This is a genomic window from Sphingomonas naasensis (genome assembly GCF_004792695.1).
Classification (GTDB): domain Bacteria; phylum Pseudomonadota; class Alphaproteobacteria; order Sphingomonadales; family Sphingomonadaceae; genus Sphingomonas; species Sphingomonas naasensis.
The window spans coordinates 76,530-96,967 of record NZ_SRXU01000010.1 but is presented as its reverse complement, the minus strand read 5'-3'; the positions used below and the strand labels follow the sequence as shown (position 1 = coordinate 96,967).

At 63.3% G+C, this 20,438-nt stretch carries 15 protein-coding genes; 7 read left to right on the top strand and 8 right to left on the bottom strand.

The window, feature by feature from the left end; translation table 11 throughout:
* Positions 1-279: 279 nt before the first annotated feature.
* From E5A74_RS21025 to E5A74_RS18950, 3 genes are all read right to left on the bottom strand, one after another.
* Positions 280-10,431, bottom strand: a complete 10,152-nt coding sequence (locus E5A74_RS21025; protein ID WP_166745732.1) for a calcium-binding protein — start codon at positions 10,429-10,431, stop codon at positions 280-282.
* On the bottom strand, positions 10,418-11,203 hold the full coding sequence (locus E5A74_RS18955) for a hypothetical protein (protein ID WP_135987203.1): 786 nt from the start codon (positions 11,201-11,203) through the stop codon (positions 10,418-10,420). Before E5A74_RS18955 ends, E5A74_RS21025 begins: the two co-directional genes overlap by 14 nt.
* Positions 11,204-11,599: 396 nt before the next feature.
* Positions 11,600-12,883 (bottom strand): hypothetical protein, encoded by a 1,284-nt coding sequence (locus tag E5A74_RS18950; protein WP_166745733.1) that lies wholly within the window; start codon positions 12,881-12,883, stop codon positions 11,600-11,602.
* A gap of 135 nt (positions 12,884-13,018) precedes the next feature.
* Between E5A74_RS18950 and E5A74_RS18945 the strand changes: the two genes are divergently transcribed.
* The 5 genes from E5A74_RS18945 (at position 13,019) to E5A74_RS18930 (ending at position 15,647) form a co-directional block, all read left to right on the top strand.
* Positions 13,019-13,444: a hypothetical protein gene (locus E5A74_RS18945; RefSeq protein ID WP_135987201.1), complete on the top strand. Its 426-nt coding sequence runs from the start codon at positions 13,019-13,021 to the stop codon at positions 13,442-13,444.
* Positions 13,445-13,665: 221 nt separating this feature from the next.
* Complete coding sequence (locus E5A74_RS18940) at positions 13,666-14,217, top strand: helix-turn-helix domain-containing protein (RefSeq protein ID WP_135987200.1); 552 nt, start codon at positions 13,666-13,668, stop codon at positions 14,215-14,217.
* Between the two features lie 37 nt (positions 14,218-14,254).
* Positions 14,255-14,581: a hypothetical protein gene (locus E5A74_RS18935; RefSeq protein ID WP_135987199.1), complete on the top strand. Its 327-nt coding sequence runs from the start codon at positions 14,255-14,257 to the stop codon at positions 14,579-14,581.
* Positions 14,582-14,616: 35 nt separating this feature from the next.
* Entirely contained in the window at positions 14,617-15,066 is a 450-nt protein-coding gene (locus E5A74_RS21020) for a hypothetical protein (RefSeq protein WP_166745735.1), read from the top strand.
* Between the two features lie 41 nt (positions 15,067-15,107).
* On the top strand, positions 15,108-15,647 hold the full coding sequence (locus tag E5A74_RS18930) for a JAB domain-containing protein (protein ID WP_166745736.1): 540 nt from the start codon (positions 15,108-15,110) through the stop codon (positions 15,645-15,647).
* Here E5A74_RS18930 and E5A74_RS18925 read toward each other — a convergent pair.
* Positions 15,642-15,857 carry a hypothetical protein gene (locus E5A74_RS18925; protein ID WP_166745737.1) on the bottom strand — a complete coding sequence of 72 codons (216 nt, stop codon included), beginning with the start codon at positions 15,855-15,857 and terminating at the stop codon, positions 15,642-15,644. The two genes, E5A74_RS18930 and E5A74_RS18925, sit on opposite strands and share 6 nt — an antisense overlap.
* A gap of 23 nt (positions 15,858-15,880) precedes the next feature.
* On the opposite strand from E5A74_RS18925, the gene E5A74_RS18920 reads away from it, so the two are divergent.
* Positions 15,881-16,156, top strand: a complete 276-nt coding sequence (locus tag E5A74_RS18920) for a hypothetical protein (protein ID WP_135987196.1) — start codon at positions 15,881-15,883, stop codon at positions 16,154-16,156.
* Between the two features lie 91 nt (positions 16,157-16,247).
* Here E5A74_RS18920 and E5A74_RS18915 read toward each other — a convergent pair whose 3' ends face one another.
* The gene (locus tag E5A74_RS18915) at positions 16,248-17,237 is read right to left on the bottom strand and encodes a zinc-dependent alcohol dehydrogenase family protein (RefSeq protein WP_135987195.1); all 990 of its coding nucleotides are present in this window, start codon (positions 17,235-17,237) and stop codon (positions 16,248-16,250) included.
* Between the two features lie 119 nt (positions 17,238-17,356).
* Here E5A74_RS18915 and E5A74_RS18910 point away from each other — a divergent pair, with 119 nt between their 5' ends.
* Positions 17,357-18,235: a LysR family transcriptional regulator gene (locus E5A74_RS18910; protein WP_206365919.1), complete on the top strand. Its 879-nt coding sequence runs from the start codon at positions 17,357-17,359 to the stop codon at positions 18,233-18,235.
* Positions 18,236-18,396: 161 nt separating this feature from the next.
* Here E5A74_RS18910 and E5A74_RS18905 read toward each other — a convergent pair whose 3' ends face one another.
* The 3 genes from E5A74_RS18905 to E5A74_RS18895 form a co-directional block, all read right to left on the bottom strand.
* Entirely contained in the window at positions 18,397-18,855 is a 459-nt protein-coding gene (locus E5A74_RS18905) for a hypothetical protein (protein ID WP_135987193.1), read from the bottom strand.
* 141 nt (positions 18,856-18,996) lie between these two features.
* Positions 18,997-19,611 (bottom strand): hypothetical protein, encoded by a 615-nt coding sequence (locus E5A74_RS18900; protein WP_135987192.1) that lies wholly within the window; start codon positions 19,609-19,611, stop codon positions 18,997-18,999.
* A gap of 294 nt (positions 19,612-19,905) precedes the next feature.
* Positions 19,906-20,361, bottom strand: a complete 456-nt coding sequence (locus E5A74_RS18895) for a dienelactone hydrolase family protein (RefSeq protein ID WP_166745738.1) — start codon at positions 20,359-20,361, stop codon at positions 19,906-19,908.
* Positions 20,362-20,438: the final 77 nt, after the last annotated feature.

Below are 20,438 nucleotides of genomic sequence, written 5' to 3'. Positions count from 1 at the left end.
CGTATTGCACGCGCTCGCCGCCACGCCACACGCGTTTCTGCCGCTCGATGACGGTTACACCTATGCGGCCTGGATCGTAGGCCGCGCGGGGCGCCCATGCCACGGACAGGTGCACGCCATCCTCGGGGCATTGGCGCACGACGACGCAACCCGGAGTCGGGGCATCGGCGCCATTTTACCGTTCGCGCGCCTTCCAGGGCGAAACGATACCATTCTTCGACAGGAGCATGGGACAGGCGTGGCGCCCGCCCCTTCTCTCGGCCGGCTGGTCGTCCAATCCTAGAAGCCGAAGTCGGACACCTGCAGCATCACGTTCCCCGTCAGCAGAATCGAGAAGTCGGCCAACCCGTCCCCGTCCAGGTCGCCGAGCAGGACCGTATTGTCGTTGGACTGCTCGTAGCGAAGCTCCCCGGCGACATTGGTGAAGGCGCCGGTCCCGATGAAGTGGCTCCCGGGGATCGCGGAGAAATCGATGATGTCCCCTTCGCCATGGCTGAAATCATTGATCTTGTCCGGGGCGGCGCCCGGCCCGAAATCGCCGCTTGCGAAAACGAAGCGATCGGCTCCGGCGCCTCCCCATAGCTGATCCGTTCCCAACCCTCCCGACAAAATGTCGTTGCCTGCGCCTCCATCCAGCACATCGTCGCCGTCCTGACCCGCAAGCGTGTCGTTGCCGGCATCGCCACGCACGGAGTCGTTTCCGGCAAGACCGTTGATCGTGTCATCGCCCTGCAGGCCTCGCAGGGTATCCGCATTTGCCGACCCGTTCAGCACGTCATTGGCGTTCGAGACTCCGACGACACGTGCGGCGATGCTCGCGAGATTCCAGACGGCGCCGTCGGCGAAACGGACTTCCTCAACCGCCTGATCCGAGCCGCCGGTCACTCCCCCGACGACAGTTACCCGGTCAGCCCCCCCGTCGACGTAGAAGACATAGTCATTGCCCGAATTCGCCTTGCCGACGGTCACATCGGAAGCGGAAATACCGGAAGCGAACTCGACTGCGTCGGTACCGCCCCAGCCGCTGTCCCAATTGATATATTCGCGGATCGAATCGACACCGTCGCCGCGCGCGAAGCGGTAGACGTCGTTCCCTGCGCCGCCGGAGAGATAGTCGGCGCCGGTGCCGCCGATGAGAATGTCGTCCCCGGAACGGCCATCGACCCAATCGTCGCCGGCAGCTGCGGTGATCGTTTGTGCGCCGATGCCGCCATGGATGGTGTCGTTGCCGGAGGTGCCTGCCATTGCCCTGCCGAACAGATCGGCGAAGCTCCAGCTCGTCCCATCGGCGAAATCGACCTGATCGATCCGGAAATCCGCCGACCAATAGTTCGCGTTCCGCATCGTCAGCTGGTCGGACGTGCCGGCGATCCTGAGGACGATGTCGTTGCCATTGTTCGCCTGCAAGACTCGGACGTCGGCCTGCGATATGCCGGCCCCGAATACGAGCCGGTCGAATCCCGAGCCTTCACGATCATATTCGTTGATGACGTCCTGACCGTCACCGAGACTGAACATATAGCGGTCGTCTCCGCCGCCGCCATAGATCGTGTCGTCGCCGGCACCGCCGGTGATCACGTCGTTGCCCGAGCGACCGTCGATCCAGTCGTTCCCGCCGGCGCCGGACAGCGCCTGGGCTTCGATGCTGCCATGGATCGTGTCGTTACCGGGAGTGCCGGCCGTCGCGCGAGCGAACAAATCCGCGAAGCTCCAGCTCGTGCCGTTGGCGAAATCGATCTGGTCGATGCGGAACTGCGCCGACCAGTAGTTCGCGTTGCGCATCGTCACCTGATCGCTCGTTCCGGCGATCTTCAGCACGATGTCGTTGCCGTTGTTCGCCTGCGACACCTGGATGTCCGAAGGCAGGATGCCGTCGCCGAATACCAGCCGGTCGAAGCCCGCCCCTTCGCGGTCATACTCGTCGAGAATGTCCTGCCCGTCGCCGAGATTGAAGAGGTAGCGATCATCCCCGCTGCCGCCATAGATCGTGTCGTCGCCCGTTCCGCCAGCGATGATGTCGGCACCGGCGCGACCATCGATCCAGTCGTTACCAGCCGCCCCCGTAAGGCTTTCGGCGTCGAGGCTCCCATGGATCGTGTCGTTCGCCGAGGTGCCCGCCGCGGCGCGATCAAAGAGTTGCCGGAAGCTCCAGCTCGTGCCGTCGGAGAAATCGATCTGGTCGATCCGGAAACCCGCCGACCAGTAGTTCGCGTTGCGCATCGTGATCTGATCGGACGTGCCGGCGATCTTGAGGACGATGTCATTGCCATTGTTCGCCTGCGACACCTGGATATCCGATGAAAGAATTCCGGATCCGAGAACAAGCCGGTCGAAGCCGGCGCCCTCGCGATCATATTCGTTGATCGTGTCCTGGCCGTCGCCGGGGTTGAAGAGATATCGGTCGTCGCCGCTGCCGCCATAGAGCGTGTCGTTTCCGATGCCTCCCGCCAGCGTGTCGTTTCCGCCCCTGCCGTCGAGCGTGTCGTTGCCGCCTCCGCCGTTCAGGACCTCGCCGGCGCTGCTGCCGTATAGCACGTCGTCACCTGGAGTCGCGCCGCTCGCGCGCATCACCAGGTCGCCGTAAAGCCACTGCGTACCATCGGCGAACAGCAGCTTTTCGATCGCCCCCGAACCTTGCGAATAGCTCGACGTCAGCAGGATCGAGCCCGCGACGTTCTTGAAGGTGATCCGGAAGTCCCGGAGATTGGGCTCGATCGTGACATTCAGGTCCGATGTGAGGATTCCCGCGCCGAGCTCCAGCGTGTCGAAACCGAGCTGGCCACCCGAGCCGGTGATGTTGTCGTTGATGACGTCGTTGCCGTCGCCGGCCGCGTAGCGATAGACGTCGTCGCCGCCATCGCCGGAAAGGACGTCGTCGCCGGCGCCGCCGATGAGGATGTCATTCCCCCCGCGCCCCCCGATCGTGTCGTTTCCGCTGAGCCCCGAAAGCGTTTCTCCGATCGAGCTTCCCAGAATATCGTCGTTGCCGGCGCTGCCCGCAGAAGCCCATCCGCGCAGGTCCGCCGAAGTCCAGACGGTCCCGTCGGAGAAGCGTACCTCCTCGATTTCATTGGAAACCGTGCCGACGTCGAGTGCTGCGAAGTAGAGGCGAACGCTGTCCCCGCCGTTTATCGTCAGCACGAGGTCGTAGCCGTCGCGCGACACGGATACGTCGGATGCAGCGATGGCGGGCGCGAACTCGAGGATATCGTGGCCCGAATCGCGGCCCGGGAAATAGTCGTCGATAACGTCATGTCCGTCACCGCGGGCGAAACGATAGGTGTCGTCGCCGATGCCTCCCATCAGCCGGTCGTCCCCCGCACCGCCCTCGAGCAGGTCGTTCCCGTCGCCACCCGACAGGCTGTCGTTGCCCGCGGCCCCGACGAGGACGTCGTCGGTGGAGAATCCGTTGATGGTATCCGCGCCGTTGGTGGCTTCCTGCAGCAGGATCCGGGCCCGCATGTCCGCCTGTGACCAGACGGTGCCGTTGTCGAACAGTATCTCCTCGATGTCGGTATAGCCGAGATCCTCGAGCTGGCCCTTGACGGTCAGCGTTTCGCCCGAGACCAGCGTGAGGACCATGTCCGTCCCGGCACGCGAAACGAGCAGGTCCTCGGGCAGAACGTCGTGGATCGTCAGCCGGTCGAACTCGGGACGCAGAACCAGGCCAAAGCGCTCCTGGATCGTGTCATGGCCATAGCCAACGCCCCAGACATATTCGTCGCTGCCCTCCTCACCGCGCAGCAAGTCATCTCCCGCCCCGCCATCCAGGATGTCGGTCTGGGGACCGCCGCCCAGCATATCGTCTCCGGGCGTCCCCTGCAGTGCTTTTAGCAGGATGTCGTCCTTTGACCACTCGACGCCGTTCGCGAAGCAAATGCGATCGATGTCGAGGAAGGTCAGCGGCTCGTTATATCCATAGCTGAAATGGGATTCGACGCGCAGCGTGTCGCCGCTGTCGAGGCGGATGATCAGGTCGTCGCCTTCGCGCTTGATAGTCACGTGCTCGGGAAGAATGTCGTCCGCGAGCTGGACGGTGTCATAATCGGACAGGTTGCCGTCCGTCTTGATCTCGCGCACGAGGTCATGGCCGTAGCCGCGACCAAATATATAGGTGTCTTCCCCGTCGCCGCCTTCGAGAATGTCGTCGCCCGCGCCGCCGTCGAGCAAATTTGCGTCGAAGAAGCCGACGAGGTGGTCGGCCTGGGCGGTGCCGCCGAGCAACACCTGCTGGATCTGCTGGCGCGTTACCGCGCCGCCATCTGCAAAGGTGAAGCGCTCGACGTCGTTCCAGCTGAACCACGACGAATTGTTGAACTCGCCCTTCAGCAGAATGCTGTCGCCGGCAGCGCCGACGGTGATCAGAAGGTCGTTGCCCTGGCGTGCGAACCCCAGATCGGCGAGCGTGATTCCCGCGCCGAAGCGAAGCTCATCGTCTTCACCGAGATTGGCGGTGGTCAGCCCCTCGCGAATCTCGTCGTTACCGTCGCCGAGGTCGAAAACGTAGATGTCCGAGCCATCGCCGCCCTCCAGAAGATCGTCACCGGCGGCGCCGCGGATCACGTCGGTACGGAAGGTGCCGATGATATGATCATTGCCCGCGGTTCCGCCAGTCAGTCGGGCGGCAACCTGCACGTCGGTCCAGATCGTACCGTCCGCGAATTCGAATTGTTCGATGTCGCTCCAGGCAAACCAGTTCGAAAAGGCGAACTGCCCTTCGATGCGAAGCTGCTCGCCCGTGTCGATGACGGTGATGATCAGGTCGTTCGCGTCGCGCGTAACGTTCAGGTCTTCCGGGCGCAGCGAGGCGCCGAAGACGACGCGATCGAAGTCGCCGAGATTGGCCTCGGTGACGCTTTCCCTGATGACGTCGTTGCCGTCGCCTCGCCCGTACAGATAGCTGTCCCCGCCATCGGCGCCCTCTAGCAGGTCATTGCCGGCCCCGCCGGCGAGCTCGTCGCCCAGGTGGAAGCCGATGAGATGATCGTTGCCGCCGGTCGACTGTAGAAGCCGGGCCTGCACATCTTCCTTGGTCCACACCGTGCCGTCGGCGAAGACGAAACGTTCCACATCGGTCCAGCTCCACAGCGTCTGGAAGGCGAATTCGCCGGCCACGCGAAGCGTATCCCCGGAGGCAAGCCTGAGGACGAGGTCGCTGCCCTCACGGGTCACATTGACGTCCTGGGCGACCACGTCCGGACCGAACACGACCGTGTCCTCGTCGCCGAACAGGACATTGGTCACGCTTTCCTCGATCCGGTCATGCCCCGAGCCGATGCCGAAAACATAGGTGTCCGCGCTGTCGCCGCCGCGCAGGACGTCGTCGCCCGCGCTTGCCTCGAACCGGTCCTCGAGCGTGAAGCCGACGGTAATGTCGTTGGCGGCGGTCGTCGACGCCGCGATCACCTTCTGGTTGAGCTGCTGCCACGTCCAGGACGCGCCATCGGCGAACCGCAGTTCCTCGATGCGGTCATAGGAAAGCGCACCGAACACCGCCGTGTGAAAATAGGAATCCTGGCCCGAAAGCGTCACCCGGTCACCCGAGGTTCCAACCACGAGCTCGATATCCGCGCCGTTGCGCGCGAAGGTCAGGTCGGCTTCGACGATCCCGGGGCCGAACGACAAAATGTCGGGCGCCGCGTCGATGGTGACGAACCCGTCTCCGAGCAGGGTACGATTATCGTCGAGCAGCGTGTCGTGGCCGTCGCCGGCATTGAAGCGATAGATATCGCCGCCGCCTAGACCGCTCAAAATGTCGTTGCCCGCTCCGCCCTGCAGCGTGTCGGACAATATGTCGCCCCAGAGCCGGTCCGCGCCAGCACCGCCCGTAGTGATGCGAAGAAGCACGTCCTGCCAGGAGATCCGGGATCCGTCCGCGAATTCGAACCACTCGATGCGATCGAACCACTGGGCGCCGAGCACGCCGGTCTGGAAGCCGGCGAACTGATCCCGGACCGTCAGGGTCTCCCCCGAAGAGAGATTGGTGATCACCAGATCCGGAGCCGCGCCCGGACGCGAGAACACCAGGTCTTCCAGCGCGATATCGGGGCCGAACTGTACCGCGTCGGCGCGCAGGGTCAGGCTCAGGCCGCCAAGCCCCACGGCGACGTCGATATAGATCGCACCTTCGTCGATGACGTCGTTGCCGGCACCTTTCCCCCAGGCATAGGTGTCGGCGCCGTCCATGCCGATGAGCAGATCGTTGCCCTGCGACATCGCGAAACGGTCATTGTCCCCGAAGCCCCGGACCGTGTCGTCCCCGGAGGTCGTTCCATCCTCGATCAGCCGTTGCTGGATGTCGATGTTGGTCCAGGCTTCGCCATAATGGCGGAATGCGATCATCTCGACGCGTGAGTTTGGCGCGAGAGCGGCGTTGTAGCCGAGCGAGGTGTAGGCGAACTGATTCTGGACGAGGACGCTGCCTCCGCCGCCAGCTATTTCGATCGAGAGATTCTCGCCATTGGCGCCCGCACGCGAGAGGATGAGATCCTCCGGTGCAATATCGTCGCCGAAGACGATCAGGTCCGCGCCGCGCAGCAGAGGCGTGGTCTGCTGATCGATGATCGTGTCCGCGCCGTCGCCGCGGTTGAAGACGTACATGTCGGCATCGTCGCCGCCCTCGAGAATGTCGTTCGAGGCGCGGCCGACAAGGACGTCGGTATGCATGGTGCCGATCATATGGTCGACGCCGGCGGTCCCTTCGCCAACCGCCGCCATGATCTCGGGCATCTCGAAGATCGTTCCGTCGGCGAACTGAATGTCCTCGACGCCCTTGTTCGAACTGAGCAGCACGTCCGACCCGAGCGGCACGACCGGCGCGAACTGGCCGACGACCCGCACGGTCTCGGCCGTCGCCTTGACCGTAACGAGCAGGTCGTTTCCGTCCCGTGCCAGGCTCACTTCACCCGGATTCAGAAATGCGAAGCGTATCCGGTCGCCGGCGGGATTGGGTTCGATGTCGTTGATCGTGGCATGCCCAATCGCGCGGCCGAAGACGTAGACGTCCTGTCCGCCTCCGCCGACGAGCAGGTCCGTGCCGCCCCCGCCGAAATACACGGCAGTGCCCTCGGCGGCGCCGCGGGACAGTGTTTCGTCCGCTCCGTTTCCGGTCCGCACGTTGGCGATGCCGAGACCCGCTGCGAGTTGCGCCAGCGACAGCGGCTGATCGACACCGTCCATCGCCCGCACCAATTGGGCAAATAGATAATCGGCGCGCACTTCGTTCGCATCGCTGCGGATCATGCCTTCGGACAAGGCGCCGAGCAGTGGCGCCCAGGCACTCCACTCCGCCTGCGCCGCGCCCGCGTCCGCCGGGAGCGCTTCGAGCCGGGTGTGGAGCAGGTCCGCCAGCGCAGTCGCGTTATTGGCGATCATCATGTCGCGCACGACGTCGTAGTGGATCGTAGTGAACTCGTCGGAGAGCGGGCCTTGCACGACGAGCCGCAGAGTAAGACCCTCGAGCTGGTCGGCCCAGGTCGCCTCCAGTTCCTCGATGTTCTCGAGCGCGATCACGCCGTCCTCGCGCGGCGTGAGTTGATAGCCGCTGAACATCTCGAGGAAGGCCAGCTTGCGCTCGTCGAACCCGTTCGTTCCAAGCGCAGCTGCCGGCACGGTGTCGACGCCCGCCCAGCGATACAGGATCGCCTCCGCCGCCGCCTTCAGGGCACCCAGATCATTCGTCGTCATTGCGGCGAAATCGCTGACCATGGCGAACAACCCGGCGTCCTGCGTCGCCGCGACACGCAAGTTGCGAACATTGCCGAAGCCGGTGAGCTCGGGTAGCGCCGCCGCCGCTGCAGAAACCGTCGTGTCGCCGAGATACCGCGTGTTGCTCTCGTTAATGGCAAGCGCGACGTCGGCGATCTGGCCCGTCGAACCATCAGCCCGGGTAAAGCTGCCCTCCCGCACGATCTGATTGTCGCCGACCGTTGTCGGCTGGGAGGGAGTCGTCGCCGCCAGATTAATCGAAACGATGCCGAGATCCGTGAGCGAACTCAGCTCGCTGGCCTGGCTAATCCCGTCCATGTTCGCATCGCGCCAGACCTGAAGCGACGCGAAGCCGGCATCGGCGGCATCGATCTTTCCGTCGCCATTCGAGTCCAGTGCCGCGAGTGCAGTAAATCCCGAGGTGCCGGGAGCGCCGAACAACTCGGCGATCGAGTCGATGGTTCCATTGGCGTTGACGTCCCGAACGAGGAAGCCGTCGCCGCCTTTGATCCAGCCGGTGTGCTCGGCGAACCCGTCGCCGTCGAACTCGAAATAGGTCGTTCCATTCTGCTCGGTCGACAGTTCGTAACCGTCCCCGTCGAGATCGAGGACGAGCGGATCCATGTTCCCGAAACCGACCCCGAAACCGGCCTTCAGTGCGAGGTTGATGTAGTTGAGGAAACCCTCCCGGGAATGCCCTGCGGGCTGCTGGTCACTGTAGGCGGTCGAGGCGAATACGACCACACCGCCGGTAGCTTCGCCAGTGTCGAGATCGAGATGATAATCCCGAATGACAGCCGGGGCGGTTTGCCCCCAGAGATCGATCAAGAGATTTCCCTGGTCGTCCAGCTTGTAGCGCGCGAACTTCATGCTCCACTGGTCCATGAAGAACGAAGCGGTGTAGAGTAGCTCGGCGCCAATGACTGGAAAGGCCGTGGTGATCGAAGCGAATGCCGCCCAATAGGCAATGTTGCCCTCCATCCACCACGTTCTCACGCCTCCGAACAGCGGGATACCGAAAGTGATGCCGTCGCCAGCGCTGGCGTCCTCCACCCAGGCCCCTGCTCCCAAGCTGAAAGTATCGTCGCCACTGCCACCGAAAAGGTGAGACTCCCAACCCGCGCTCGCAAGGAAGTCGTTGCCCGCCCCACCCTTCAGGGTCGAATATCCTTCCCCGGGAAGCACGTTACCGGATTCGTCCTTGACCAGCTTGCCCCGCGACCCGATCAAGATATCGTCATACTGGGTTCCTATGACCGTGTTGGCATTCGCGGTTCTGAGAAGAGTCTGCGACGTCGAGTAGCGGTCTCCCACAAGCCATCCCAACAACGGCGGCGGCCCCCAGTTTGTGCGCTGCTGGATGATCTGGTCGGACGTGTCGCGCAGGTCGACACGCACACCCGCAGTTCCAGTGCCGGTCGGAGCCCCGAGGAAATAATTCTGGACCACTCGCCCGGCGCCCGAGAGATCGATGAGGTCATCATTCTGCGACGGCGAGCCCGCGGTGAGGAAATCGATCCTGTCGAACCTGTTGAACGAGAAGGCGCTATTGTCGATTTCCGGCGCATGGAGATCGTTGATTGTAAGTGTGTCCGAGTTCAGGCTTCCGACCACGCGCTCGACCGCGACGAGCAAGTCATGCCCGCCCGACCCGTCATCGGTCACCGCAATCGTGGGGATCTCACCAAGTGACTTATTTCCGCCGATCGTGAGTTTGATCCCGCCGACGGCAGCGGAATAGTCGGCGGTATCCGTTCCGGCACCGAAAAAGCCCGTCGGCCCCTGATCGCCTCCGACGAGCACGTCGTCCCCGGCGCCGCCGACAAGTGTGTCGGCTCCCGAGCCGCCGCTCAAGAGATCATTACCGGTACCGCCCTCGAGAATGTCATTGCCACCATAACCGAGCAACTGGTCGTTGTGCGAGGTACCGACGAGGTGATCATCCGGACTGCCCTTGGTGAACCAGTCTATGCTTGTCGGGAAGGAGGGAAGGCCTCTTCCCCCGATGAACTTGCCGCCATCAGCGAGATCATAGGATATTGGATCGACGTTGTTGCCGACAAAGCCCGCGACGGCGGAGCCGGACAGCACCATATGTCGCATCCAGAAATCGGCTGGATCGCTCCCGGTTTGCCAATCGACGATCGCGCTCAAAAGGGCGAACGACAACCCGCCGATCGCATAGCTCCCGATATAGGTCGCGATACTCTGCGCGGACTGGCCGACCAACGCGGTCTGGAGCGCGATCATTCCGCCACCTGCCGCCTGATACAGCCAGCCAGTAGTCTTCATCTCCTCCCAGAGCGCATCGCGACCGGCATCCCCGGCCAACTGCAACGGGATGAACGCGGTCCAGGCTTCCGGAGGCAGATTGAACTCCGCGAATACCTCTACGTGGTAGTCGCGGATATCGGCCGCTGGCAAATCCAGCGAGGCGAAACCTTGGTTGTAGGCATGCAGGCGCGCTTCATAGTCCGCCAGCGCGAGTGCTCTGGAAACTGCTGCCCAGTCCGACGTTTCGAGCGCGATGCCATTCTCGCGAGCGACGGATTCGGCGAACGCCCGCGCGACGGAACCACTGATCGTCTGATCATTGGTGACCTGCATCGCCAAGGCGCCATATTTTTCGCCAAAGCCTGCGAGAGCGAGGTAGTATTGGGACGGGTCGTCTTTCAGGCCGTTCAGGATGTTGATTTGCTCTTGCGTAAGGCTACGGCCGGGCATTTTGCGCTCCTGCAAAGGATTTGATCTTTTCGACGACCCCGGCTCGGATCGCCTCGTGCCGGTCGAGCCAGGCCCGGCCGTAGGAAGCCTTTACGTAGAGCCCGCCATCACCGAAATATTGCCTGCACATCGGCACCGAATCGCTTCCGTTGACACCGCCTCCGGCCGCGGATCGCGTGCAGACCACGAAGGTACCGTCGGAAGCAGAGCCGATCACGTCGACGGCCACGCGACGATAACCGTTCGCGAGATACTTCTTCCGAAGGAGCGTCACCTGGTCGGGTGCGACACGATTGATCGAGCCCGGAATGTAGCCGGGATGGTCCTCGGTCTCGAACCGATAGGACCGCCGCAACGCCCCGTCGACGCCAAGTGTCGGATTCACAGAATGTATCAATACGAACAGGCCGGGTTTCGTCGCCCCGGTCTTACCGAAATGTGCCGTGTTCTCGGGAGTCCGGCATTCGAGATCCGGCAGCAACATCGCAATGAGCAATGCCTCTTCTACGATCTCGGCCCCCGCCGTCGCAGGGGTGCCGATCGGCATATCGAGACAGTTGCGCGGCACCGCCAGACTGCGGGCGCCCAACTTGAGCAGGACGGGGCGGACATCCGAAGAATGCGTTGCTGTTTGATCGGCCGCTTCGCGAACGGGCCCGCACGCTACCAAAAGCGCGCACGGCAGAGCCGCAAGCCAGCGCAATCGTCGATCCGCCTGGCGATCACGGCACGGTCGCTGCTGCGGCTTCAGGAGCGGGAAATCGGTTGGCACGGATTGCGGCTTTCTCACCGGCAGATCGAATTCGACGAGGGGCCGCGGGGCCGAAGCTTCACTCGCATCGCGTCATTGAAGAAGAAAAATCTTCCAGTCCGGGAAATCCTGGAGACTTCGGTTCGGGCGAACGCGAGAACGCCAATCTTCTTGCCACCTCGCATGATCTTCCCGAACGCCCCGCCCCTGAGTATCTCGTACGGGGACCAATATTACGAACAATGGTTCGACACATCAAAACAGATGCTAACCAGCGCGTTAACGAGATCAGAGCCCCGCGTCGCGGGATACTCGTCGCCTGTTTCTAGCGCTCCCGATCGACAACCTAGGTGCTGGCGAGCTTCTGCTCGTCGGGGCTTGCGCGCTCCGAATTCGCGCGCCGGTTCGGCAGTGCTTTCAACGCGCGTCCGAGGGACGAGAACGAGGCTCCGCCGCCGCGTGTCCGCGCCTCAGTGTTTTCCGAAACCCGATCGTCGCGACAACAAATCCGTGCGCGGCGCAAAATGCGAGCGGCGCATAGATGAGGTAGGTGTAGCGCATCACGGGCTGAAAGGGCGCCACTGCGAGGATGGGAACCGCTACCGGTATTGCAACGAATAGCCATCTCCGCTCTCGTGTCGCCACTCCGACAAAAAGTCCCGCGAGTCCCGTTATGCCGACCGCGCTGGCCAGGGCTGCCTGGAGGGGGGCCAGCCATTCAATCCCCCAAAGCCTGAATATCCAGGTCCCCGGTGTGATCATGTCCCCGACATGCGCGAAGACGACTGCGCTCGCGTGCCGCGGATCGGCCCTGATCGTCGCCATCGCTTCCTCGCCAAGCGCGCGCGAATAGGCGACCTCTCCACCGAGCGCGGCCAACTTCGCATAGGCGTCGCGATTCTGCAGGGGATGGATGGCATGCAGTCTCGCCATGAACGCGGAATATCGATCGCCGTGGGTCGGCACGCCCGGGTAATGCGCAATCGCGAGCTCGAGCCCGGCATTGCTCCGCAGCAGCACGGGCTCGCCCAGCACCTGCTGATTTCGGATCGCCCAAGGGGCCACCAGCCCTGCCAGCAATGCAAGCGATATGGCGCCGCGGCCGGCCAGGACACGCCAGCGAACCCGCCCGGCCCACAACATCAGGAGCAGTAGGAATGCCGCGACGCCGAGCAGCGGGTTGACGAAGAAAAGCAAAGGCGCGGTCGCCATGATCGCGAAGCGATGGGAACGCCGCGCCGGGTCATCGTCCGACGCAAGAACCTGCTCGAGCATCAGCGCCGACAGAAATGCCGCCAACCCCCCTTCCCAGAGCCGGAAATCAACGGCCTCCTGCGCGACATAGGTTGGCGCCAGGCAGAGAAACGCAAGGGCGACCAGGCGAGGCGTCGCAGGTACGCGCAGACGGCCGAACGCCCTGTAGAGGAGCAGATAACTGCCAAGCGCGAGCCCGATCGACCACGACGCCAGCACCACTTCGGCCAGCGGCGTATAGCCGAACAGCCAGTATACCGATCCACCGATGCCGGGACTTATCGGCAAGAGGTGAGCGGTCGCACCCGTGTGGTTTCCATATGCGCCCGCAAAGCCTCGTCCCTCGCTAACGGCATTGGCAACGAGGAATGCCTCCCCGCCGGCGCTCCATGTCGTACGCATCATATTCCAGGCCATACGCTCGAGTGCGCCCGCGACGAGCAGCACCGCGACGACAGACAGGCGCCCGGGCAGAGAAAGCGAGGCTTCGAGTGTCGTCCGCCACCTGGCGGGATTTCGCAAGTCGGATCTGATCGTGCCGTGACCCGGGACGTGGGGCGCGCGCTCGCCGAATTCCCTCGAATGGAGACTCATACCGAAGTTCGCGTCCCGCCCGCCCAGACAACACCCTCCACGCCTTCCGGCCGGAGAACCATCCACGCTTATCCGGCTCTGGTTACCGAAGGCATACCAGGCCATTATTTCCTCGCCGATCTTGGTGGCCCGCCGGCGCCCGACATCCGGGTCGGCAGGCACGACCGACGCGTCTCCGCCGACCGATGGCGGATCGCGGCGTCAAAGTGCCAGAGTGCGACAGCGGGCGTGCGCATGACGAAGACACCGCGCGGCAATTCGATGCTATGCGTCGCGGCCATGCCCAGAGACTGGCCGCGTCCCGACGATCCTCTGCCCGAGTCCCGCATCGTCATTGGTGGGTGCGCCGTGCTGATCGCGATCGCGATCGCGATCATGCTCTATTCGTCGATCGCCCCGTTCCTGACGGAATGACCCCTGCGACCGTCCTCGGGGTCGCATACGGTGACCTGTCCGGTGGCGGCGTCCGCGTCGGATCGATCGCGCCCGGGTATCGGACGGCACATTCGACCGCCCTCGTCCGGGAGAAGCGTTGCCGCGTGACGCCCTCGCCTGGCTCCGGCCGACGCGCGCGATGGGCAGGCGTTGCTCATCTCCCTGAGCTTCTTTAATTTTACCCGAAAGGAGACGCGACCGTGGGGGCCTCGCGATTCGGCAAAACGCATCTCGACTGCCTCGCGCTCGTCGCCGAGGGCAAGTCGTCCAAGGTGATCGCCAGACGTCTCGCGCTTTCACAGAACACCGTCGACTCGTACATGCGCGACGCGATCACCCATTTCGGCGTCGATAATCGCTTCGAGGCGGCGCACGCGGCGGCGCGCGCGGGGTTGATCGAGCCTGCCTCAACTTTGAGACCTCAACCACAGCCCGTTGCGCCGGATGCAGAATCCGCGATGTTCGACCCATCCTATGAGCCACCCCCGCCAGCCCGAACGGAAGCTGCGGTGCGCGAGACATCGGTGCGATTTGCGCCCGATCTGCCCGAGCCCGCGATCGTCCGTTCCGGATCGATCGGAGCCGTTGCCAATGCGTCGTCGTCGCTCCACGTCCTGCTCAAGATCGCCGCCCTGAGCGTAGCGATGGTCGTCGTGCTGAGCGCGGCCGAGCCAATCGGCCATGGCTTCCAGGCACTTGCCGCTCTCGTCGTCGAGCTTCGGCTCGAACTCTTCAGCTTACCCACCAGATGACCTCGGGGCTCTTCGCCCCCGGGGCGAGGAGAATTTCATGTCCCTGAAACACCGCCTGCTTCCCAGCGTGAACAGCGTCGGCACCGCTCTGCTGCCGGTCGAGGACGCGGCCCAGCTTGCCGCCGCGCAGGCGCACCGCGCCGTGGCGCTGATGATCGACGAACGTGCCAATGCGCACAAGGCAGGCGCCGCCGCCGACTTCGGCGCGGATGCCATCGCGCTGGCATCGCGCGGCGCCGATCATCTGACACTCGCCGCCAATTGCTTCGGACAGTCGCATCAGGCTCTGGCGGGCTTGCTGGACGATCTCGGCTTTGGTCCGCAATGTCCGGTCGGTCGTTTCGAAATGATGAGCGCCGCCTGATTGACGGCCGGGCGCCGGCGTGGTTGCGCCGGCGCATGCTGTCGCCACTGGGTCTGGTCTATGTCTACGGCTTCTGGGTCGCGCTGCCGCTGACCTGCCTCGCCGCCTTCCTGTGGGGAGGTCGGACCGAACGTGCGATGTCCCTTTTCTTCCTGCTGGCGCTTATCGCCACCAATGCGGTTCTCAAACCTCATGCCGACCCATTCGCATCCATTGCGCTCGCGCTCGTCGCCATCGACTGCGCCGTGCTGCTCGCCCTTGTCCTGGCTGCGACGCTCTCGGGTCGAGGCTGGTTGATATGGGCGAGCGCGTTCCAGATCGTCGCGACGGTCGGCCACCTCTCGAAGCTGCTGCTCCCGGACCTGTCGAGGTTGGCCTATGGCCCGATGGAGGGCGCGTCTGGCTGGCCGATACTGCTCGCGCTGATGACTGGCATCTGGCGATATCGCCGACGCCGGGGCGCCAGCGTTGCGAAAGACTCCTGAACGAGCTCTTGTCGGGGATCAGCGGGCTCGACGCGTCGGCGATGGCCACGCGGCTCATCGATTATTTCGGTTCGCTGCGCGGGGTTCTGCGCGCGCCGGCGACCGCACTCATTCGCGCAAGTGGCGGGGACTATACGGTAGTGGCGCTGCTCGGAGCGGTCGCCAGGGCGATGATCTGGTCGCTCCGCCAGGAACTCGATGCGCAACCGGTGCTTTCCTGCTCGACCGCGCTGGTCGACTATTTGCGTGTCTCGGCCGGATTTGACCGGTACGAGCAGTTACGCCTTCTGCTGGTCGACGCGAAGCTGCGCCTGATCCGCGACGAGCAACTCTGCTGCGGCAAGACCGACATGACGTATGTGATCGTGGCGGACGTGATCCGGCGCGCGCTCGAGGCCGGCGCGACGTCGATGATCCTCGTGCACAACCATCCCTCGGGCGATCCGACGCCGAGCCAGGCCGACCGCGACATGACGCGGCGGATCCACGTCGCCGCCCACGCGGTCGAGCTGCATCTCGCCGACCACGTCATCGTTAGTCCGACCAGCTACTTCAGCTTTCGAACGCACCAGCTACTATGAGGGCCGGAAATCCTGCGGCAATTCGTGGATCCGGTGCGGTTGCGCCACATCCTCGAGCAGCTCGAGACCGTGATGAAGGTAGCTGGCCGGGAGCGGCAGCTTCATCTCGTCGCAAAGCCCTACGGCCTGGCGGACCAGCGCGCAGGCGCGCTGCAGCTTTTCGTCCTGCGCCATCCTGCCCTTATGGAGCATATGATACGGGTCCGCCATCCGGCATTGTCCGGGCGCGCACCATGCCCCGGGACACGCATCGCGCCCCTCTTTCCGGTTGTCCGGACTTCGACTCCGGAGGAAATCAGGCGGCCGGTATCCAGGACATGACGAGCGCGCGCGGCGTCAAGCACGCTGCCATCTATACGCGCAACAGCACCGGTGAGAGCCTCGATCACGAACATGACAATGGCGTGTTCCGAGCGCCGCCTCTGGCGCGTCAGGTCGATGCGTTCGCGCACCCGATTCATGTGGCTCTGCCATCGTGCGGATCGAGCGCACGCAGACGCGCCGAATGATCGGGACGGGGCGCGTTGCAGTCGGTCAGTTTCCGGGTCGACAGGGGACCGGCAACTTTTGATCAGCCGACGGTGAAAGCGGACGCCCGGCTTAAACTTGGAGCACGATCTTTCCGATCTGGTGGCCGCCTTCCAGCCACCGATGCGCGTCCACGACCCGATCGAAGGGGAAGATTTTGTCGATGACCGGGCGGAGCATGCCGGATTCCACTCCCGACCGGATGAAATCCTCCGCCCGCGCGAGACGGCCGGGATTCGCCGTAACATGGTGCACAAGATATCCGCGCATCAGAAGCTGTCGGCCTAGCGCCTGCCCAAGGGGAAACGGCGTCTGTTCGCTGCTCAAACCTCCATATTCGAAGATCTGCCCGTGACAGCACATCGCCTTCGAAATTTCTCCGATCAGCGGCCCGCCGACGGCATCCAGGACGACCCTCACCCCCAGCCCCCCCGCAGCCGCCTGGAGTCGATCCGCCACGTACGGGCCGTCGGTCGTGATGACCTCACGGGCTCCAAGCTCCCGAAGCGCCCGGGCCTTGGCGCCCGTGCGTGTCAATGCAATCGGGATCGCACCCAGCAGGTTGGCCATCTGGATGGCCGCGATTCCGACACTGCTGGAAGCGGCCGTGATCGCCACCGCGTCGCCTCGGCCGATTCCCGCGATGTCGATGAGCGCACCATATGCCGTGAGATAGGCCATCCAGAGCGCAGCGGTGGAAGCTGCGTCCAGCTGTGGCGGGCTTGCCACCAGCATCCTCGCCGGGAAATTCGCCCGTTCGACATAGGTTGGGCTCTCCGCCATGGAGATGGGCGGCACCAGTCCGACCAGTTGCCCGGACACGAACTCGTTCACGCCCTCTCCGACGCTCTCAACGATGCCGGCCGCCTCTAGACCGAGCGAGGCAGGAAATTTCGGTTCCTCGATATATCTTCCCGACCGGAACGAGGCATCGGCCCGGTTGAGGCCGATCGCCTTCACGTCCACCCGCACTTCGCCAGCGCCTGGCGGGGGAACCACCATGTCCTCGAAGCAAAGGACATCGGGACCGCCGACACGATGGAAGCGGATGGCACGGCTCATCTGTCAAACTCCGAACGAAATATCTACAAATCGTTCGTTAGCGCGCCGGAAATCGCGATAAAGGGCGTATCGGGACACACAATCAAAACCAGTGATTTGCAATGGATAGAATCGAGAGCATGCGAATCTTCGTCCGGGCCGCAATTGTCGGCTCGTTCGCGGCGGTCGCCGAGGAGACCGGCTTGTCCGGCCCGATGGTGGGCAAGCATGTGAAGGCCCTCGAGCAGGCCGCGGGCGCACGGCTGATCAATCGCACTACGCGGCGGCAAAGCCTGACCGAGATCGGATTGAGCTACTTTGCGCGCTGCAAGGACATTCTTGCGGAGATCGACGCACTCGATCGCTTCGCAGCCGAAAGCGCCGGCATCCGGGGTAAGCTGCGGATCAGCATGCCGGTCCATTTCGGACGGCATTGCGCATCGCCGATCCTGCTGAGGCTTCTTCTTGCTCACCCGGAACTCGAACTCGAACTCTCATTCTCCGACCAGCTGCTCGATCTCGCAACAGGCCGCTTCGATCTTGCCGTAAGGACCGGAACCCTCGAGGACCGGAGCGACCATATGGCGCGGCGGATCGCACGGCAACGGATGGTCGTGTGTGCCGCGCCCCGTTATCTCGCCGAAAACGGCGCCCCTGAAAGTCTGGCCGATCTCGGGCATCATGCTGCCCTCCTGTACGGCCGCGACGGAAGGATAGCCCCCTGGATGTTTCCCTCGTCCGAGGGGCCCGCGCGCGAGGTGAGCGTAAAACCACGCGCGGTGCTCGACGATCTCGACGCCATCGCGGACGCAGCTGCAGACGGGCTCGGCATCGCCTGGCTTCCACTCTGGCTGGTCAGGCGCAGAATCGCGGCCGGCGCGCTGGAGCAGATCCTGGAGGACGAGGGAGAATACCCGTACGATTGTCATGCGGTCTGGCTCGCGACGCCTTTCATGCAGACAAAAGTCCGCCTGGCGATCGACGCGCTGGCGTCACAGCTTCCGCGATTGATGGATTAGCGGCCCCGAATGGCCGAACCTAGGCCGCTTGCTGCCCGTCCGCTTTGGGGGGCCGATGCTGGGAAAGCGGACATTAGCGCAGGGTTCGCCTCGAGCGGCGGCCTCCACCCCATTAGCGGACGCCGGAATTCAGCCGTCATTGCCCGAAAGCGGCCTTTCCCTTACAAATCTTTGAGCGCCTCGGCACTTTCAATGATTGCTCGGGCGAAGCTAGCACGGCCATGCGTGTTGCCCTGCGGCTCGAAGCCGAGCCCGTTGAAGCAAACTATCAGTGCCGAAATAACGTAGCTCGCCGCTCGTATTTCCGTCGGAGAGCGGGTCCGAAAGGACACAATTACATCATTCGCGCCGATCCGTTCGGGAGCCGAGGCGGCCATTAGGCGCTCATTGATGCTCCTTACGTCTGCCGAAATCGCCGAAGCCGGAGCCAGCTCTCCCTCTAGATAAACCTCTTTTCCGTCGATCACCGCAAGCGCTCCGTCGTTGACGACGCCTCCGCCTTTCAGTGTCGGGAAGCGTTTGACGTGCACCGGGTGCGCGCGCTCGGACAAACATCGTTGCACTGCAGAAGCTGTCGGCCAATTTGCAGCGGGCATGGCCACGTAAAAGTCCACACTCATATCAGCGTCTCCGACAGCAGCTTTTAGCAATTCTGCTGTGAAAGCAGTCGGGCGGCAATCCACCCGATCTCGGACACTCGCTCCAACCGGATGGGTAATTGCGGAACGGCGGACGTTGGCTGGAACGCGGTCCGCCCGCATTCAGCGACAGAGGCCGGTCGAGGGACATTCGCGCAGCGCGATCACTTGATCGACAATGATTTCTTGTCCCGACATTCCGAAGTGGCCGTAGGCGCCCGGATATTTGGTCTTCCGCCCTACAAACTCGATGATCTTTTTCGTTCCACGCTTACGGGGCATCTTGTCAAAACTGACGCGACTGGCGTCCAGCCAGATTGTCGCGAGCCGCGCGCGCTCAAATTGCTCTCTCCATCCGGCGGATTTTGGATCGGCGCGCGGCCATTCGGCAGGACTTGTGCCTTCCGGTATAAACCTCTGCCCCTCGAACTCGTCCACCCAAACGCCTCGATAGCGACGGGGCGCGTCCATTTTGTAGCACTGGTCAGTTGGCAATGATCCGATGACCCCCGGGTCGATATGGTATGTGCATGGCGCCTCACGGATCGAGCGACCATTAAAGCGATAGCAACCGATCCCGATGTCCGCCTCGCTGCATGGCTCAGAAAGCATTCGTGCACGCTCTTGATCTTCCGAACGGGCAAAGACTTGTGGTTCAGGCTGATCGAACGGACCAGCTTGCGGTATGCCGACATTCGACGTTCCCAAGGCCAGCACCAAAACCACGAGTTTCCACATTGCACACTCGCCTCTTTGACTCGTGTCGCGCCCTTCTAATCGGGAAGGATGCTGCATCATTTATGTAATAACCGCCATGGTCGTGTTCAGAACGTCGCGGTTCGGCAGCGGTCGGCGCTTTTCGGATTTTCTGGCTGTGGCGCGGGAGCTGCCCTTCCGCTTTCGAACGCCGGGTTTCGACCGCGAATGTCAGAGATCGGGTGGATTTCGGAACGACGGCTTCAGTTGTCAGAAGGCACGAAAGCGGACCATTTCTCACGCCCGTCGTGCATTGTGAAGGCGGCACGCGGCCGCTCAGTCATGCCCGGCTCGAAGGAGTCGCTTGGCGAGCCATTGGTCGATCAGATTGAGGGTTTTTGGATCGGATATCGGCCATCCCTTATACTCTGATTTTCCGGACGCTTCCGACTCCAGTTGCTGAAACCCGTGGTTTACATCCGGAACTTCGATCACGGTGGCATCGGGGTTGCCACGGAGAGCAAGCCGAGCTTCCGGAATACTCCGCCGGGTGGAGATGACCGCGTCGTTGGCCGCGTACAGAGCGAGGATCGGCACCTTGACCCGCGCCAGCACATCGTTCGCTTCAACCGTGTAAAGCGAGACCGCTGCCGGATCGCTCAGCGTATTTAATGCTCCCTCTGCCTGCGCTCGGTTCCATCCTGCGGCGACGAATGCATTGCCCAGGGCAGCGCGAGCAGCGGGGACGGCCGGGGCCGAGACGGCGGTGGTCAGCGCATCCATATAAACCATTGTAACGCCGCAAGCGAATGAAGCCCACGACGGATATACCTGAATATAACAAGGGCCCGACGCTAGGTGCGCATCCG